This window comes from Enterococcus ureilyticus (assembly GCF_001730315.1).
In the GTDB taxonomy this organism is placed as follows: Bacteria; Bacillota; Bacilli; order Lactobacillales; family Enterococcaceae; genus Enterococcus_L; species Enterococcus_L ureilyticus.
In genome coordinates this window covers 53,380-71,371 of sequence record NZ_MIKC01000039.1, presented here as the reverse complement: position 1 = coordinate 71,371, position 17,992 = coordinate 53,380, and the positions used below count along the sequence as shown (strand labels likewise).

Here is a 17,992-nt window from a genome sequence, read left to right as displayed (position 1 = left end):
TTATGTTTTAGGGTGGATCATTCGTACCACTAATTGTTCACAAACACTTTGGAAACTAACATTGGCTTCCCACTTTTGGCGAGCCTTCAAAATCAGTTCAACTCGTTGTGCCTGTTGTTCGATCACACGTTTAAGCTGTTCTTTGGCCACACTGTCAGTGAGCTGTTTGCGATAATAAGCAAGTAATAAATCAAAACTCAACGCTTGTTGGTCTTTTTCTTTAAAGACTTTGATCATCTTTTTTTGAACATAGACAAACGCTTGTAAATCATCTTTTATCAAGTAATCAAACCATTGTTGAGTAATTTCCCTAGCTTCATTAAACCATTCATCTTGAGAGATTTCAACTGCTTTGTCGAAACTATTTGTCAGTTCAGCCAAAAGATTCGCTGTATTTTTATTGACCCCTGATTCAACTAGTGCATTGACTAATTTATCCTTAACCAGCGGTTGAAAATGAAGCACCTGACAGCGAGATTGAATCGTTGGGAGAATTTTCGCTAAAGAGGTCGTCTCTAAAATGGCTAAGACTTTTCCTTCTGGCTCTTCTAAAAACTTTAATAGACTATTCGCTGCGCCAACACTCATCTTGTCAGATTGCTCAATCAAAAAAACCTTTTGGGCAGATTCAACACCACTTTTACTAAATTCGGCTTTTAAAGCTCTGATTTGGTCCACTTTAATCGTTTGGCCGTCAGGCGTAACTCTTAAAACATCTGGATGCTCGTTCTCGTTGATTCGTAAGCAGTTATTGCAGTGGTTACAAGGATTATTCTCTGTCAAATTAGTACAAAAAACATGTTTTGCCATCCATAAGCCAAATTCTTTTTTACCAGTTCCTGTATCGCCTTCAAAAAGATAAGCATGGGCAAGACGACCATGCTCGAAGCTTTTTTGAAGTTGCTGGTATAGTAGTGGTTGCTGCTCATTTAAAACGTGAGCTTCATTCATCTTAATATTGATGAAATCCTTCTACTGGAAGAACAAAGACAGTTGCACCGCCTACTTCAACCTCTACAGGATAAGGCACTTGTCCATCCATCGTAATATCTAGTGTTACAGGAGTTGACACATATTGTTTACGAGATTGACAGGTTTGTTTGATCAATTCCAATGCTTCGTCAACACGGTCATCATCGATCCCAACGATAAATGTACTGTTTCCAGCTTTTAAAAAACCACCAGTTGATGAAAGTTTTGTTGCGCGGATATTGGCGTCAATGAACTCATTGGCTAAACGGTTGCTATCTTTATCTTGGACAATTGCTAAAATAATTTTCATATTCGGTCACCTTCCTAGTTTCTAAAGTATTCTGGATAACGATTTACGATTGCTTGAAAAGTTGCTTCTACAACATCGACCAAGCCCATTCTGGCATCGATTTTCGTAATTCTTTCTGGGTTTTCTTCCACTAGTTTTAAATATTCGTGGCGTACTCGCTGATGAAACTCAAGACCTTCTGAATCCAGTCGATCGATCTGTTGCGTACGATGATTTTTGATACGGTTCAAGCCTGTATCTGAATCTACATCTAAATAGATTGTAAAATCAGGTATGGTGCCTTCGATTGCAAATTCATTGATTGCAGCGATTGCTTCAACACCGATCCGTCGACCAGCTCCTTGATACGCTAAAGAGCTATCCACAAAACGATCACACAAAACGATTTTGCCTTCTTCTAATGCTGGCAAAACTTTTTCCATCAGATGCTGACGGCGAGCAGCTGCATAAAGCAACGCTTCTGTCCGCTCATCCATCTCTTGATTTCTTGGATCTAAAATAATTTGACGAATCTTCTCAGCAATGGGAATGCCGCCAGGTTCTCTTGTTTTGATGATGCTTCGTTCTGCTGCCAAATCCAGCCTTGGGTATAACTCGTTCAATACACTCGTTTTACCTGCGCCGTCTGGCCCTTCGATTGTTATAAAAATACCTTGCACTTTACTAATCCCCTTACTTACTTTGATTCCTTTCATCTATTATACTTTATCTATCACTATCAGTCTAATTGAATTCCTTATTATTAAAATTTTCCTGACGAATCAATGAAAAAGTAGTGATTTTATAGCAAAAAAACTGGAAAGAATATCTTGACGGACTTCTCCCAGTTATATGGCGTTGATTCACTTATACTTTTTTAATTCTGTTCAATAAAATGAGCATGGCAACACCTAAGCACAGACTTCCTAGTAAAAATAAATGACTCATTTGGCTTTCACCAGTTTTAGGTAATGAGTGCTCTTTTGAAGAATTGTTATTCATTTTTTCCAAGCGATGATCACTGTTGCTTCCTTTCGGTTGCACTGGTGGTTTTTCTTTTTTATTTTCAACAATAATTTCTAGGGGTGCTTTTTGTCCTGAACTGATCTCAAAAGAAATCGGAGTTCCATCTAAAATATAGTCTTTCAAGGCTTTTGTTTCAACAAATTGATAACGCCCAGCAACCAATCCTTGGACAAACAATTCCCCATTTTCATCCGTCGTTAGCTCACTTTGTATGACATTTCCTGATTCATCTTGCAATTCAAAGATCACGTCTGAAAGCTTCTCTTTCGTTGCTTGATCGATTTTAACTAGGCGGACTGCTCCTAACACTGGTTCTGCTTTATTTGTCACTTTTTTAAAGGCAATTTGATTTTTAAAGTCAGCCGAAGACACCTTGATAGGAGTGGTATCCAAGATAAAACCTAGTGGTGCTTTCGTCTCTATCAAGGTATAGTCTTCTTGCAACAAATTACTTATTTTACCTAATCCTTCTGTGTTTGTAACAATTTGACCAATACGTTCATTGGTTGAATCTCGAAAAACATCAAATTCTGCACCCGCCAGCGCTTCTCCATCTTCTGACGTTTTTACTAATTCAATCGAAAAGACTTCACCCGTTCCTGTACCGCTCCCATCAGAGTACTGGGTTTTAGATTCTTTTGAATCGATCGTTATTTGATCGCTTTCTAAAGTTGCAAGATTAGAAAATTCTTCTTGGTCGTACGGTTGATGATCGATCGTTGTGTCGTAAGCAATCAGATAACCGATTCCTTCAGGCATATCGCCAAAATCGACGGTGAAACCGTTCGGAAGATACGTAATAGTGACTTGATCTGTGATGTCGATTTTGTTGACTGGATTATCAAAAATTCCCTTGTCGGCATCTGGAAATTCGGCTGATGTTACTTTGATTGATCCCGGAACTAATTGATAGTTATTCGTCTGAAACGTATCAGTAACTACAGCGTTAGGGAATTCTTGTCCACTAGCATTTACTCGAATTTCCCAATAAAGTGTACGGGAATCTGTTGAAAACCAAGACCATTTATTCATCACCTCATTTGGATCATCTGTTGCTTCTTCCACTTCGATTTCTGTAGATACTTCCGTTGTTTTGTTGATTGGAAAAACTAATTTGATTGTGCCATATTCATCAATCATCTTTGTGTCAAAACGGGTTGAAAATTGCAAAGTCCCTTTAACATTGGAATGTGTTTCAACAAAGTCGGTATAGGTCAGTAAAACTGTTTTTGAGCCTTTGTCTGCAACCGCAGTCGCTACAACTGAGCCATTTTCATCTAACACATCAAAAGACAAACTATTTACTAAATCTAACTCAGCTGGTAGGTCGATCAGCGTCGTATCACCTTCTTGAGCACTACCATTTGGAATACTCCAATCCATATGAACTTGGATAATATCCCATGATTGAAACGAAGCTTGGTCTTCTCCCTGTTCGTTAGTGACTTTTACGTTTTGAATCACATCATTGAGCTCTTTGGCTTGTACTTTTGTCTTGACCAGCATAATTGAACTAATACACATAAGAAATAAAATTACAATAAAAATGAAATTACTAGTTCTTTTATCAAATTTGCTTTTCATCCTACATCTCCCATTCGTCTTTTTAATCATATAAAAACTAATACGTATTATATTATCAATTTTAAAACAATAAAATTAATAAACTGTATTTATTTTAGTGAAAAGATAAATGATAAAAACATTTACAATAACAACAACATTTCTGATTTAGTCTGAGCATGCAAGAATGAACTGGTTTAATTTCGAACATGCTATAATTGTTTTAGAGTAACTATTAAAAATTGGGTGTGAGTTCTTGGGAAAATCGATTTGCAGCTAAGGATATGATGGCTTTACAATCAGCATTGTTGAAGAGTAAGACTAAATAGAGGGGAGACTCATCTGTAGATGAGTCTCCCCTCTATTTTATAATCTAAAGTTCCCGTCGTCCTTCTACAGCTTTTAACAAGGTTACTTCATCCGCATATTCAATATCACTGCCTACTGACAAGCCATGAGCTAATCTTGTCACGATGATTCCAGCGGGCTTGATCAAACGAGAAAGATACATCGCTGTTGCTTCCCCTTCTGTCGTAGCATTTGTTGCAATAATGACTTCTTTGACTTCATCATCGTGAAGACGTTGAATCAATGATGCAATATTAATATCCTCTGGACCTGTGCCTTCCATTGGCGATAAAACCCCATGCAACACATGATACAGCCCATGATATTCACGCATCTTCTCCATTGCCATCACATCTTTTGGTTCTTCTACGACTAAAATGATACTGCGGTCTCTTGTTGTATCCTGACAAATTTCACAAGGATCTTCTTCTGTAATATTGCCGCAAATACTACAAAAATGCAGATCACGTTTCACACTGATCAAAGCTTTGGCAAAAGCATTGACATCTTCTTCTTTCATATCAAGTGTATAAAAAGCCAATCGAACAGCTGTTTTTTGACCGATACCAGGTAATTTCATATAACTTTCAACTAATTTAGCGATAGGTTCTGGATAATGCATATTTTATAACAATTCCTTTCATATCAGTCATTCAAAGAATAATCTTTTTGTTAAGGTAACAAAAAGGGTAACAAAACAATTAATATAATTCAAGTACATTCGTTTCATTTTCTTGAATTTTATCAAGATAGTAACTCATAGTCGTTTTGGCATTCTCATGTCTAAGCCGTTTTTGTATGGTCTTTATGTCAACGCCCATACTTAACAACCACATAGCATGACTGTCTCTAAAATCATGTGTACGTATTTTTCTAAGCTGATCGCCTTTCTCTTTCCCAACATTATATTTATCTATTATTTGATCTTGCCAAAGTTTCCAGTTTCTTATAGCATACATGCTACCATCATACATAAATATATATTCCATATCTCCTACAAGCTGTTGCTGACCCTTCCATTTTTTTAGTAATTCTAAATTCTTTGGTGATAATTTAACCCAACCTTTACTTCCAAAAGTTTTAGCCCCATCCATAGGACTAGCTGACCAATCTATTTTATTTCTATAATCTAATGTACTATTGATATAAATAGAACCTTTTTCCCAATCAATATCTGTCCACTTGCGAGCCATTAGTTCACCAACTCGGAGACCGCTAAAAAACAAAGTATAGAATCCAGCTCTTTTCATGATGTCGATGTATCTATATTTTGATATTGAATCAAAAAACATATCAAATTCTTCTAAAGTCCAATATGATATTTCTCGTTTAGTTCGTTCCTTAACTCTTTTCACATTACGACCAACATTTTCACTTACTATCTCTCTTTCAAGAGCTAAATCAAGTACTTGATTTATTCCAATCAAAATATTATTAATATAGTGTGAAGATAAGATTTCACCATCAATGTTAGTTCTGCTCTGTAAATGATCTTTAAATATAGCAATATCTCTTTTTTGTATATCTGTAATTTTCAATCCATTAAAATACGGAAAATAATATCTATAAACAAACATACGGTTCCTATATGTGCTAGCTTTTAACGATCGTTCAAAATGAGGTACTGCTACAGATTCAAAAAATTCCATAAACTCTACACCATCAGTGTCTTGATCTTCTATAGTTCTTTTTTCTAAATCATTCAAAAAAATATTTAGCATTTCTTTTGCTTCACTTGCAGTCTCAAAACCTTTTTTTATTGCCCATTCTTTTCCTAATGGATTATTTTTTGGAAGTCTCTTTTTATAAAACCATTTTTTAGTCTTTTTGTCTCTATAAACATTCTGTATTTTCGCCATATTATTTTAGTTCAACTCCATACCCAATTGCAATTCAACTGCATACAATGGAACACGTTGTACTTTCTTACCAGCATAAAAATTACAACCTTTTTCTTGTACCATGTATTTTTTCGCACATCGGAAAATTCTTCTTGCTTGCGTTGAGTTAAAACCATGACTTTCGATTTCTTTTGTAGTTATGGTTTTCATTTTACCACACCTTTCATCTAAAAATAGAAAAGCTACCTTGAAATAAGGTAGCTTACATCTAAATAAATTTACAACTAATCTTGTTAAAAGTTTCTTATATGTCAATCAACCTAGTAGTATCTGTTTCTTACTCAAGAATAATATATTCAATATTCTTGTTTGACAGTATTGTACGTCATTTCTGATACTTTATTTCCAGTTACCTTTACCAGCAATAAAATGCGTATTTCAGAGCCATTTTGCTGACAATTCAATAAAATAGCGTATTGATCCTTTTCTCCCTCAATAGGCTGATAAATACTAACAACTTCCCCTCTCGATGCCAGCATCACCGCAGAATCAAAGTTAATTCCATTACTTTTAATACATTTATCTGTCATATATTTTTTTAATTTACTGTTTCGATCATTGATACTATCATAATTCGCATATGCTTCACCAAAATCATTTAACAACTTTTTCATGTCTACTGATTCTTTTTTACTATTTACACTAGAATCTTTCGTCTCTTTTGATCCACTACTTACATGAGAGTCATTTTCTGTTCCTTCAACTTGTTTCATCTCCAAATCCAAAGTAGCTGATTCTGTTGTTTTTACTTCTTTTTTTTCTTGCTTACATGCTGATAAACCAACTATAAGTATAACTGCCACAAAAGATAACATGATTTTTTTCATTATCTGTCCCCCTTATTCGCTACTCGTTGAACTTCTTTTGCATAAACAATTTTTGTCCTAAATCCTTCTGAAAACTTTACTCGATATTCTTTGCTTCGTATCGACACTAAAAAGCCATCCTCAAATCTACGTACCACGAAATCATTTTTTTCACATTTAAACAATATGCATACCGCATTTACCTGTTTTCTTGATAAAACACTTTTTTTTCCAAACATATTCTTCACTCCTATTTTTTTCTTATAATACTCGTAGTATTCGGAAATTCCATTCCCCACGTTCGATCATATTTAGCACAAATTCGCCCCTGACTAGCGTTCTGTTCATACGTTGTATACTTATTATTTCCTTGAACGCTTGTTATGATACCAGTGTGACCATAGATACTCGGCGCACCTCCACCTTGCGCCCAATTAATAATATCACCAGCTTTAATGTCAGAATAGCTAGGATTGTGTATAACAGTCCATCCGTTACTTTCCCAAGCATAACTTGACCCAATCAATGACGCACTAATCGTCTCACCAATATTTCCCGAAATGCCGTTAGGACTTCCAGCGCCCAAATGAATCCCTGTATTGAAACTATCGACATAAAAACTTGTCAATCCATAACATTCACCGTTATAGACTTGTTGTCCCATTTTTGTTTCCAGTACATCAATTTTGCCACCACCAACATTCGCTGAACCGCCACCTTGACTTCCTTTAGAAAGACGATTGTACCAATTGTTCGCACTTGTTTTCCGTTGTGCTTGTTGCATTGGATCAAACTTTGTTCCCGCACGTTCCCAATGTACCAAGATATCAATTGTTATTTGATTAATATTTGTACCTTTAGAAAACTTCTTTAGTAATGCACTATCCGAAGAATCATGGTTCCATGCAAAGTCCATTTGAACAGAAATGTCTTTCCAATCTTTTTTCTGTGTTTTGGCAAAATTCAGTAAATTGACTCGTCTACCGCTATCCCATTGAGCCAGTCCCATTGCGTACCCACCAAGGGTTGGATTGAAAGCTATCGCATCTTGAAACGGTAAGTCACTTTGAATACGACTAGGAATCAATCCACTCTCGTGTTCCATATTGCCTAGCCAAGCACTAGCAAATTCTTTCGTGCCACCATTCTTTAATACAAATTGATACACTTCAAATGCTACTTTTTCTTGATCTGTTTTTGGTGTGAAATCTTTAGTATCACTACTTCCTGTATTAGACGCACCAAAAATTATTGCAAAAACGGTTATGATAGGAAGAAAAATTGTAATCATTACAGACAACAAAAGAACGTGTCTTTTCTTCAAAAAATATTTCTCCTTTCAAAAAAAGAAAACATTTTCTTAATTGAAAATGTCCTCTTCATTCTTATCTAATTTTTCTGCTTCCATCGTTTCATAAGTTGAAGTTTCCTCAAAAAAACTGTTATGCTCTTCTGGCTCTTCTTCAATTTGTGATTGATCTTTTGGTAAATTTTGTTCTCTTTCTTGCTCAAACTCTCCAACTTCAAAATTTTCCTGATTATCTGGTTGATCAGATTCAGTAAAAGTATCTTGTCCCTGTTCTTCTTCGTCATATCCTTCAAAATCAGGAGCTTCTTCAATTTCACTATTCCACCCTTGATCTTCTATTGATAAATCTGGTTGTTCTAGTTGATCCACATCATCTTCTGAATAGCTCCCATCATATTCACCATCATAATTGCCGTCAGACGGTTCAAGGGAAACATCTTCATAAGAAGGTGTCTCTTCTTCGATATTTTCCTCATCCTCTTCCAGCATTGGACCATTACCAAAGCCTTTCGCCTGTTTCCAACTTTCCATACCTTCTGAAAAACTTCTGAATTGATTTGCTTCATCATCAACAAAATGTTCACGTCCTACATCAACGAGATAACCTGAATTTCCTTGTGCATCAGTTGTTAATCGACTTGCGCCATCCATTGCTAATTGTGCATTGCCAGTATACATACCTACCGCAACCTCTGCGCCACCAACAACTTTATCTGTCGTTTCATTTACTTTATCTTTTACTCTCTGTTCAAGTTCAGCAATTGCTTTATATTTTCCATCCGTTATTAGATTCATTAGATTATCCTTATTTTTCCAGAAGGTTCGCAATACAGCAAATTTTAAAAGTAGAAGTAACAAGTTGATCATCAATCCTCCACTACCAGTAACTAAAAGAGCTACCACAACTGCATTTGGTATTGCTTCAATTCCAGTCTGTACCCCTAGATTAATCATTCTGATTAAAGCAAAAAATACAATTAAAAACAGCGTTAATAAAACAGGAGCAAATAATAAGCCTACCCCCATTTTACAAACCTTAAATAATATATTTTGCATTGTAGGAACAAATGATACTAAGATAATTACAGGCATCAAGAATAAAACTACTAAAATAAGTAGTTGGATAATTGATAACATCAAATTAGCATACGCTGCAGGGAACCCTAAAACGATACTATCGCCAATAGCTATGCCTGTAGCAATCATTTTATAAGCTAAAGTATCGCCTGACAAAGCCATGAACGAGTTAGTTTTTGCTGTCTCATTAATGTATTTTTGTCTATCTTTTGCCCATTTGACTGCTTCTTTTTGGTTTTCATCCCCCGACATCATAGCGAAAAGACTATCCCATAAACCTACGCCACCATCTGGCACACTATCTGCAATCTTCTTATTCGGTATTAGTTTATTTACATCTAATTTTTTACCATTCGGAAGAACGCCATCATATGAACCACTATTTAAGTACATGAATGTACGACCTATTGTTTCTTGATAATACATTTTAGTGAACCCAAGTTTTTCAGGGCTCATATTTTCATCTTGTCCCTTTATTGAGAAACTTACCGATGTGGCTTTTTCTTTCACTTGTATACAAACTGTATTCACAGTTTTCATAATAAACAGTCCACCACTTTGTGTTGATCCATTCGTTGTTTTTATTGGAGCAAACCACATAAACATAATGAGAACTACTGCAAAATAATGTACTAACTTTTTAGTAAATTGCCCATTCTTAGCAAGAAAATGATACCCTAAATAGATACCAGAAAAAATAACGAATAAAGAAATCAAACTTCCTTTAGCAAGAGCTGTTCCACCAAACTCATTAAATATTCTTTTCCCTAAATCATAAACAGTATCTTGTTGTGCAATAAAAGAAGAACTTTGATCCAACAATTCTAATACCACACAATTCGCCATTACAAAAAAATTCAAGATAAAAAAGGGAACCTCAATAAGCATATTATTAATTGGACCCCAAATATTTAAAAGTTCTCCTTCGTTTGTCAAATACGGACGGTAAAATTGGAACGTTCTATAAATTAAATCCATTTTATATTGCCCCCTTACGCTACCTGCAAATAATCATTTTCAATTTCAGCAGACTTGTTTTTCTTATCTTTCTTGAATAATCTTTCCCACTCTGGGAACGGACAATGAACAACAATTCTATTTCGTTCGCCAAAGAAATCTTTAAATACACATTCACCATTAACCATATTTTCAATCCATTTAACATTATCTGGAGTAATAGGTAAGTTCAAATGTTTCAAAATTTCTTCACGTTGTTTATCTTCGTCAAAGGCAAAGATCATTCCAAACCCAGTGCCATCTTCTTCACTTACAGTATCTTTTACAGATTGAGTAACCAAAACCATAAAATTACTTTGCGATCGTCCAACACGCTTCATACTCATAAGAATTTCTTCTCCTTGAGGCGAACTAGAGAGTACCCAGCTTTCATCAAAGAAAATGACTGTTTCTTCCTCAATATCACGTTCACCAAATTTCTTGCAGAACGCACCCAATGCAAACATTAACGTTACCGACAGCCGCTCAGTATCATTTAACTTACTACCTTCAGTTTTAGGTAATTTCAAATCAGAAATTTCTAGAATCGTTGTCTTTTCATCAAAAGATAACCCTTTTGTGTTCCCCCAAGAAAAGGCTAATTCAAGAATTGACCCTTCAACTGTCGTTTCAATATATTCTCCAACATCTCTGATAAATTCTTTTTCGTCATTTTTCAAGTATTCTACTACATGCCAAAAACCTACTTTTTCACCTTTACCTCGTTGCTTACTTACTGCTTTAACAGCTTTATTTATTGCTGTCTGTTCTTTTATTTCCCAACCTTTTGCATTTAAAAATGACAACATAGCTTTAGCCGTTGCAATACCATCTGTTGCATCCAACATAACTAAAGGATCAAGTACACCCAAGTTTTCTTCTTCACGACTATCAAGAGTAACAAAATTAAATTTCTTAATATGTTCAACATCCAGTGGATATTGTTTCTGATATTCTTCATCATTGATCGCTTTCATAAACTGTTTTCGCAGTTCCTTTTTAGGATCAATATATAAAATCTTAGCAAGCGTGAGAGACAATTGCATAAAGATATTTCCAACTAAGAAACTCTTACCCCCACCAGTAACTCCTGTTACTGCTATATGAGGATTGCTTGTTCGTTTCCCTGCTACATCTTCACTATTGGCAATCAACATTTGCAGAAGCACCAAATTTTTTGAATTTTGTACGACCTGCTTTCTGTCGTCAGCTTGAGCAAACTCATTATCTAATCGTCCTAAATAAAAACCGATTTTTGTACCACTATGACTAGAAGAAAAAAGCGCTAGTTCTGCCAATCCATTTAAAATGCTGGTATGTTCCCACGTTTTTTGATAGCCACTTTGAAAATTCCCATACAACGTAGATTGGAATAAATACGGATTATCAAATGTAGCTTTACTTAAATTGATTTTCATACTCTTAAATCTATTGATTAAATATTTACGCCGAACTCTCATTTCTTTATAAGTACGACCTGTTACAACTAAATAAGCACCCCAATCAACAACAGGTACTTTCTTATCAATTTGTTTGTCCAAATCATCTAAAGCTGCTTTACCTTCTAATATGCGATCTTGCTGAACACTTCCAGTATTGTGAGCTTCTTGAATAATATTCTTTGTTCGACTTCTTGCACGTCCACTCCTTCCTTTTAAACCGTTTGAACCATACGGATTGGCAAACTTTCCTTGAATAATCATTTCAATAGGGAAAGGCATTTTTTGAATAACTTCTGATAGATTCGCACCGTTCAATAAAGTATTCATTTTTCCAACTGGTAAATAAGAAACATAGCTATCACCAAATTCTGATCTAAAACGTAACCCTCCAGAGCGTAAAACCTTAATCTTACTTTCAGCAATATTTCTTGTTGATCGAGCAGATAAAATTTCTTTTTTCTCATGAGTAATGTTTCTTAAATATTGATAGCATTGAATATAATACAAATCATCTTCTCTCAACCGCTCAACTTTTAACTCACCTAAGTTCTGGAAAACCTCTGCTTCTGCTTCTCTGTAACGATCTAACCAGTTTTCGGGCAAGGTTAATTCCCAACCTAAACCGTTAATCACAGTTTCTAATGCTTCTGTTCCTTTTTCAACAACTGTCTCCGCAAATGTTTCTCCAGCAGTCATTTTCTTCAAAGGAACACCAATGACCCACTGATACTCATAAGGCATTCCCATTTCTTTTTCTAGCATCATAATCGTTTTCTTTAACTTATCCTCTGCTAAGGAAATGCTATCTTCTGATAGGGTTTTTAAAAATGCTCCCATCTTTCCTCGTATATCATAATTTACTGGCAACAAGCGAATTTCAAACGCTTGATTATCAACTAAGCGATTGAGGACTTGCGCCACTTTTCTTTTTATCTTATTTTTTTCTACAAAATCGGTTAATGTAACTGTTTCACTATCAACCCTGTAATAGGCAATAACTTCTTGATCTTTCGTTAAAGCCACGTTCTCTTCTATCTTTTTAATTGGATAGTCTAACTTCATGTAATACCTCTCTTTCTTATAAAATCACTTCATCAAAAGTAAGTTCCTCTGGTACAATTTCAACTCGTTGTCCTTGATAAATCTCTCTTTTATCAAGCATAAACTCCTTACAAAATTTAAAAAAGTCAATCAGAAAGCGGTGCATTGGTTTTCCATCAATCTCATTTTCCACATATAATCTAGCTAATTTATGAGGTAAGAAGAGATAGAGCAACCAAGCATTCCCTAGAAGGATTGTGTCAATGATAGGAAACAATGTTAAAACAACGGCTAGAATAGTCAAACACAATACCAGAATGACAAAATAACTAAGACTAACTGGAGTAGTAAACGCCCAAATCAGTCTTCCTTTTTTGTCTCTTAATTCTTGTACTAAATAAGGGGCATTTAAGCCCCCTGAATAATCAAAATATTTATCCATAAGCTTCACCTAAATCTGAACGCCAAATAACTTCAAGAACCAACGTACTAAAGCTAAAATGAGATATTTTTCAGTAGTGATATCCATTAACACTAAATAAAAAGCAACTGAACCAATCAATTCAAACCATTTACTATCCTTCCAACACTTCCAACCTCTCCAAACTAATACGGCAGTTAAAAGAATTGGTACTTTACTATGCAGAAAATCTTGAAAATTTCCAAAATCCATTTATCATTTCCCCTTTTCGTCTATTTTAAAATAGTGTTTCATCTCTTCGATAAAATACGAGTTATTTTGTTGCTTTAGTTTCAAGGTGAAACTTTCTTTATGTTCAAATGAAGTTCCCTTTCCCTTAAAGACAACTGATACTTGAACGCCAATTTCATCACCAATAGGATAGATTGACATGCTAGTATCTTCCATTTTCACAAACTCATATTCACCGCCCATTAATTCAACATCCTTCATCACTAACTCTAAATCTTTCTTATCACTGTTAGCATATTTCACAAAAAAGACTTTCAAGAATTTTGTAATAGCAGGCTTTTCTTTCTCTAATGCTTTATTTTCCTCTGTAATTCCTTTGGACTGTTCCAATCCTTTCGTTTTACCTAGAGGTGCTTTATCAGCTACAAAATAAGGTCTAGATATAACTGAAATTAACCGATCTTTAAACTGAAATGGTACAACTAAATCACTTTTAATTTCCTTTTTAGAAGGCACTTTTTTCTTTGTCTTTTCATCAACTTTTCCATTACTTTGCGTTAACGTATATGAAACTTGACAATGCGCCAAATAGAAATTTTCTTTCTCTTCAATTCCTACTAAATGATAGGAGTTTAATTTTCTTGACGTATCAATTGATAGGTTTTCAGCATTTTCAACCAAATCATAAGATACATAATTTTCTAAATTATCTAGTCGTTTTTGACCGTCTTTTGCTTCTTCACCAGTATTGATATAAACTGACACAAAATCGTTCATATATCGATTGACTAAACCATAATCAATCGTCTCTTCTACTGGTTCAGCATCTTTCTTTTTAACAGTCACTACTTCCTTTTTTATTTCATCTAACGTTGATCCAAAACTAATCGCTCGCATTGCTCCAAAAACAGATAGCCCAACGACTAAAACAACACCTCCAGTAACAAGAATGCTCGCTTTCTTCTTTGTCACTTGTTTTACTTTTGGTGCTGGTGGAACTTTCTCTTTTTTCTGAACATTATTTTTTGTGTCTTTGATTTTCTTAAAAATCATTCACTATCCTCCTTTTCTATTCCAGCGTTCACTACCAAAAACTGCTGATACATGTTGATAAGAAACCGAATCAACATCTAATACTTTTCCACTATGAAGATAAATTAAAAAACGAACACCATTTTCAGCATTCGCTTTCCTTAAAAATTCAACATTATCTGCATTTAGATTTAACCTTCCTAAGTTCTTTTCAGTTACTAGTACCGTTGCCACTTTCTCATCCTCCAATCAAGCTTCTATTTTTGACCTCTTAGATAAAGAACACCATTCTTAATTGCGAGTCCAATCAATAGTTGAGAATCTTCATCAATGATTGTTTGATCTCGTATGCGATTTTCTTTTCTCTCCTCTACTGCAATTCTAACTTCTAAACTATTATCTAATGCATCCAATAAATACCTTAAACTTTCTATATTCACTACTTGCTCCTTAATTCATTTTTTTTGAACATAATTGCTTGTTTTTCAAAAGTTCTCAAAAACGTTAATCTGGTCACTCGATCGGCATATATCCGCCCATTTACTTTTCTACCTGATGACAAGAAGCCTTCTTTATAGAAATAATAGAAATAGCTACCATACATTTTTTCACCAGTTAACGTTCGGGTATATCGTCCTTCTACAAAAACACTAGTTATAGCTGATAATGAGTATTCTGCACTAAATTCTTTTTTTACATTAAAAGGAACATCACTAAGTCCGATACGTTCTTGAATCATTTTCTTATGATCTTCAAAATGAACTATATCTTCATCATCAATAGGTGTTTCATCTACAATAAACCCATAATCTTTTAGCATTTTAACGACAGGTATTGGACCATATTTTTTATAAAATTCACTTCTCGGCTTCAAAATCGGCATAATATTTTTAAAGCTCATGCATACTATTCCCCCTTATATAACCTCTATAGAAGAAATTAAAACTCTCTATAAAATTATTGGCTAGCTTTTCTAAGCCACAATTAACCGCTGTAATCGATCGACTAATGATTAACTCCTCATAACCTTCTGGGTAATCATCATTCTTTCTAAAGTAGTCCCTAGCAAGCTTTTTCTCTCTTTCTAAAATATAAGAGTAGCCACCTTCTACAAAGATTTCTCGTTTCATTTCTTTCATTCTTTTTACTTGATCCACATGAGACAAAATAAAATGTTCTTCATCAATGACTTGCGCCGAACGTTTGAAAAAGTGTGATCGTTTCAAAAAATTTACTTTTACTTGTTCCAGCAAACTATCTTCGTCTGGCGCACGTCCATGTTGTTTTAGAAAAGAATCAAAGAACAGCTCACTAGATTTCTTTTCTAGCTCTAACAAAGATTCTTCACGAGCAGATAGTTTATTGGCATCACCAACTAATAAAATTCGTTTAAATGATTGGATATATTGTTTCACAAAATAGTCTTTATCCAGTTCTTCCGTTAAAAAACGAACCATCAAATAACCTCTCTTTCTAAAAGAAAAAAGTAGCCACTCAATCATGACTACTTCCTTCTATATTTTTTAATCTTTTGTTTCAAGCAATTCATTATTCGCAATTTCCCATTCAAACCATTCTGAAAAATCTTGTTTGAATCCATTTTGACTATATTTTCCTTGAAGTAAATATTCTTCATGATTATTGGCATCCAAATAAGTTGGCTTATCTTTTGGACGAGCATACACGCCAATCCATGTTGCATAATCACCTTCAAAATAACTATCTGGTACAAAATTTTTCGCTAACAACAGCTTCCTTACTTTCGCTTCCAGTTCACCTTTGTTTTTCGGCTGATAATGTTTATATTTTTTACGAATATCACAAAAATTAGCAACCCTAAAACTATAATATTTTAAAGTATTAAAATATTCCTCCCAAACTCCTTTATCTACATTCTGAATGTCTTTTTCATACACAGAGAATAAATGACGAAATCTCTTACTCTCTTTTTCGCGCTCTTCAATTTCAAAGAAGCAATTTTCAAATGTTTTTTTCAAAAACGGAATGGTCAAATCGTCTCCATCATCTAGAGTTTTGATATCTTCCATTGTCCTTTCCAATAAACTATTTGTCATTTTTACTAGCTCTACTTTTTGACGAACTTCTCGTGTAAATTTTGTAGCAAGTTCTTGACTCATAAATACCTCTCCTTTAATTTTTTAGAAAGCATATTCTTCTTCTAAATCGAACTCTTGGCTCATATACTCCCTCAAATCACTATTGCTTCCGTTCCCTAAAAGTAAATCTTTAGCATCAACACAAACCATGTCAATCATTTCTTCATGCTTTTCTTTTAGTTCTGCTAAATCAATACGTTCCATCAATTCATTTGTTCCCATATAATTATCAATCAGTTTGATCATTTTCAAGGACGGTGCCAGATAATTTGTTAACCAACGAAGTGTTTTTTCGATACTTGGTTTTTCTCCTTTGACAGAGAGTTTTAAACCCTCCATTTTATCAATGACGTTATACCAAGACTGACAAAAAACTTTTAAATCATTTTCAATTTCATATACAGTCAATGATGCGTTAATAATTTCCTTAACTAACCAATCCAAACTTTCGCCACTAGATAAAAAGTATTCAATAAAAAGAAATGCTTTTTCATCAGCTAAACGAATCTCATATCTATTCTTTATTTCATGTTTAAGTCTTGTATCTTCCACCGACATTTTTTCTTTTCGTGCGAGTTCATAATCTTTTTGATAAAAGTTAAAATAGAGAGGTGATTGACGACTACCAAAATAAAGAGATAGTCCTTTATTCACCATTTTTCCACCTTCATAAGCAAAACCACCGTTGAAATCAAAATTTTTAAAGGTTGTATCAACTAACCCTTGTTCCATTTTCTCTTTTAAATCGTACAAATCAAAATTCACTTCACCATCAACAATCAATTCATCTAATGCAATATCGATTCGTGTTATTTTTGTATCAATAACAACCCCTTGTCCAAACAAGTCATCTTCATACAGCGACCAGAAAAATTCTGTCCACGATCGATCATTGTCCTCTTCAAAAATTTGTTCTAATTGACGGCAACCTTCACCAGATAAATCTAACATGATACCCATATTGCTATCTTCTGGATTTCTGAATATCCTGATTGAACCGTAATAAAATGTTTCGGTGTAGTGATAAAATCCTCTATTTTCATGAGTAAACCAATTCATATCCATATGCAGAATTTTTTCAATGACAGTTTGTACATCCAATGTTTTAAATCGGACACGCAAAAAATCAATTTTGGCTTCAACGGAATTTACACCGCCATTCAGGTGTAAAACTGTTTTAATTTTTTTCTCCATCGTTTTTGAAATTGTTCGTTTACCAGATTCAATTTTTGAAATTAAGCTTCTTTCAATCTCTAGCCTTTCGGCTAATTCATTTTGCTTAAGTCCTAATTCATTTCTATATCGCTTTAAATCAATACCTCTCACTTATACAAACCTACTTTCAAATAATGTGACAAACTACTGTAAAAAATGTGACAAAATAATAATCGCTCAATCCCTTGCCAGACAAGGAGTTACAG

21 protein-coding genes are annotated in these 17,992 nt (G+C 34.3%); all 21 read right to left on the bottom strand.

The annotated features are described in order from the left end of the window. Nucleotides 1–951: a DNA polymerase III subunit delta' gene (gene holB, locus BCR24_RS12985; RefSeq protein WP_069640949.1), complete on the bottom strand. Its 951-nt coding sequence runs from the start codon at nucleotides 949–951 to the stop codon at nucleotides 1–3. 1 nt (nucleotide 952) lies between these two features. After that, the gene (locus BCR24_RS12980; RefSeq protein WP_069640948.1) at nucleotides 953–1,282 is read right to left on the bottom strand and encodes a cyclic-di-AMP receptor; all 330 of its coding nucleotides are present in this window, start codon (nucleotides 1,280–1,282) and stop codon (nucleotides 953–955) included. Nucleotides 1,283–1,296: 14 nt separating this feature from the next. Next, nucleotides 1,297–1,941, bottom strand: a complete 645-nt coding sequence (gene tmk, locus BCR24_RS12975; RefSeq protein WP_069640947.1) for a dTMP kinase — start codon at nucleotides 1,939–1,941, stop codon at nucleotides 1,297–1,299. A gap of 187 nt (nucleotides 1,942–2,128) precedes the next feature. After that, the gene (locus tag BCR24_RS12970) at nucleotides 2,129–3,871 is read right to left on the bottom strand and encodes an LPXTG cell wall anchor domain-containing protein (protein WP_069640946.1); all 1,743 of its coding nucleotides are present in this window, start codon (nucleotides 3,869–3,871) and stop codon (nucleotides 2,129–2,131) included. Between the two features lie 352 nt (nucleotides 3,872–4,223). After that, nucleotides 4,224–4,820: a recombination mediator RecR gene (recR, locus tag BCR24_RS12965; protein WP_069640945.1), complete on the bottom strand. Its 597-nt coding sequence runs from the start codon at nucleotides 4,818–4,820 to the stop codon at nucleotides 4,224–4,226. A 79-nt stretch (nucleotides 4,821–4,899) separates the two neighbouring features. Then, nucleotides 4,900–6,057, bottom strand: a complete 1,158-nt coding sequence (locus tag BCR24_RS12960; protein ID WP_069640944.1) for a tyrosine-type recombinase/integrase — start codon at nucleotides 6,055–6,057, stop codon at nucleotides 4,900–4,902. A gap of 6 nt (nucleotides 6,058–6,063) precedes the next feature. After that, entirely contained in the window at nucleotides 6,064–6,249 is a 186-nt protein-coding gene (locus BCR24_RS12955; RefSeq protein ID WP_069640943.1) for a DUF3173 family protein, read from the bottom strand. Nucleotides 6,250–6,395: 146 nt separating this feature from the next. After that, the gene (locus tag BCR24_RS12950) at nucleotides 6,396–6,926 is read right to left on the bottom strand and encodes an EF0163 family protein (RefSeq protein ID WP_069640942.1); all 531 of its coding nucleotides are present in this window, start codon (nucleotides 6,924–6,926) and stop codon (nucleotides 6,396–6,398) included. Continuing rightward, nucleotides 6,926–7,144 carry a hypothetical protein gene (locus tag BCR24_RS12945; protein WP_069640941.1) on the bottom strand — a complete coding sequence of 73 codons (219 nt, stop codon included), beginning with the start codon at nucleotides 7,142–7,144 and terminating at the stop codon, nucleotides 6,926–6,928. Before BCR24_RS12945 ends, BCR24_RS12950 begins: the two co-directional genes overlap by 1 nt. 11 nt (nucleotides 7,145–7,155) lie before the next feature. Further along, a complete protein-coding gene (locus tag BCR24_RS12940) occupies nucleotides 7,156–8,229 on the bottom strand; it encodes a phage tail tip lysozyme (protein WP_379896840.1) in 1,074 nt (357 codons plus the stop codon). 36 nt (nucleotides 8,230–8,265) lie between these two features. Further along, the gene (locus BCR24_RS12935; RefSeq protein WP_069640940.1) at nucleotides 8,266–10,269 is read right to left on the bottom strand and encodes an MFS transporter; all 2,004 of its coding nucleotides are present in this window, start codon (nucleotides 10,267–10,269) and stop codon (nucleotides 8,266–8,268) included. Nucleotides 10,270–10,283: 14 nt separating this feature from the next. Then, complete coding sequence (locus BCR24_RS12930; protein WP_069640939.1) at nucleotides 10,284–12,791, bottom strand: ATP-binding protein; 2,508 nt, start codon at nucleotides 12,789–12,791, stop codon at nucleotides 10,284–10,286. Nucleotides 12,792–12,807: 16 nt separating this feature from the next. Then, nucleotides 12,808–13,212 carry a conjugal transfer protein gene (locus BCR24_RS12925; protein WP_069640938.1) on the bottom strand — a complete coding sequence of 135 codons (405 nt, stop codon included), beginning with the start codon at nucleotides 13,210–13,212 and terminating at the stop codon, nucleotides 12,808–12,810. Nucleotides 13,213–13,221: 9 nt separating this feature from the next. Continuing rightward, complete coding sequence (locus BCR24_RS12920) at nucleotides 13,222–13,443, bottom strand: hypothetical protein (protein WP_069640937.1); 222 nt, start codon at nucleotides 13,441–13,443, stop codon at nucleotides 13,222–13,224. Nucleotides 13,444–13,446: 3 nt separating this feature from the next. Then, nucleotides 13,447–14,475, bottom strand: a complete 1,029-nt coding sequence (locus BCR24_RS12915) for a conjugal transfer protein (protein WP_069640936.1) — start codon at nucleotides 14,473–14,475, stop codon at nucleotides 13,447–13,449. 3 nt (nucleotides 14,476–14,478) lie between these two features. Then, nucleotides 14,479–14,688 (bottom strand): hypothetical protein, encoded by a 210-nt coding sequence (locus tag BCR24_RS12910; protein ID WP_069640935.1) that lies wholly within the window; start codon nucleotides 14,686–14,688, stop codon nucleotides 14,479–14,481. 23 nt (nucleotides 14,689–14,711) lie between these two features. Then, entirely contained in the window at nucleotides 14,712–14,894 is a 183-nt protein-coding gene (locus BCR24_RS12905; protein ID WP_069640934.1) for a hypothetical protein, read from the bottom strand. Further along, entirely contained in the window at nucleotides 14,894–15,355 is a 462-nt protein-coding gene (locus BCR24_RS12900; RefSeq protein ID WP_069640933.1) for an RNA-binding protein, read from the bottom strand. The genes BCR24_RS12905 and BCR24_RS12900 overlap by 1 nt, the downstream gene beginning before the upstream one ends. Further along, nucleotides 15,345–15,911 carry a hypothetical protein gene (locus BCR24_RS12895; protein ID WP_069641068.1) on the bottom strand — a complete coding sequence of 189 codons (567 nt, stop codon included), beginning with the start codon at nucleotides 15,909–15,911 and terminating at the stop codon, nucleotides 15,345–15,347. The genes BCR24_RS12900 and BCR24_RS12895 overlap by 11 nt, the downstream gene beginning before the upstream one ends. A 66-nt stretch (nucleotides 15,912–15,977) precedes the next feature. Then, on the bottom strand, nucleotides 15,978–16,502 hold the full coding sequence (locus tag BCR24_RS12890) for a Phi-29-like late activator (RefSeq protein ID WP_239574109.1): 525 nt from the start codon (nucleotides 16,500–16,502) through the stop codon (nucleotides 15,978–15,980). A gap of 111 nt (nucleotides 16,503–16,613) precedes the next feature. Next, a complete protein-coding gene (locus BCR24_RS12885) occupies nucleotides 16,614–17,897 on the bottom strand; it encodes an XRE family transcriptional regulator (RefSeq protein ID WP_069640931.1) in 1,284 nt (427 codons plus the stop codon). Nucleotides 17,898–17,992: the final 95 nt, after the last annotated feature.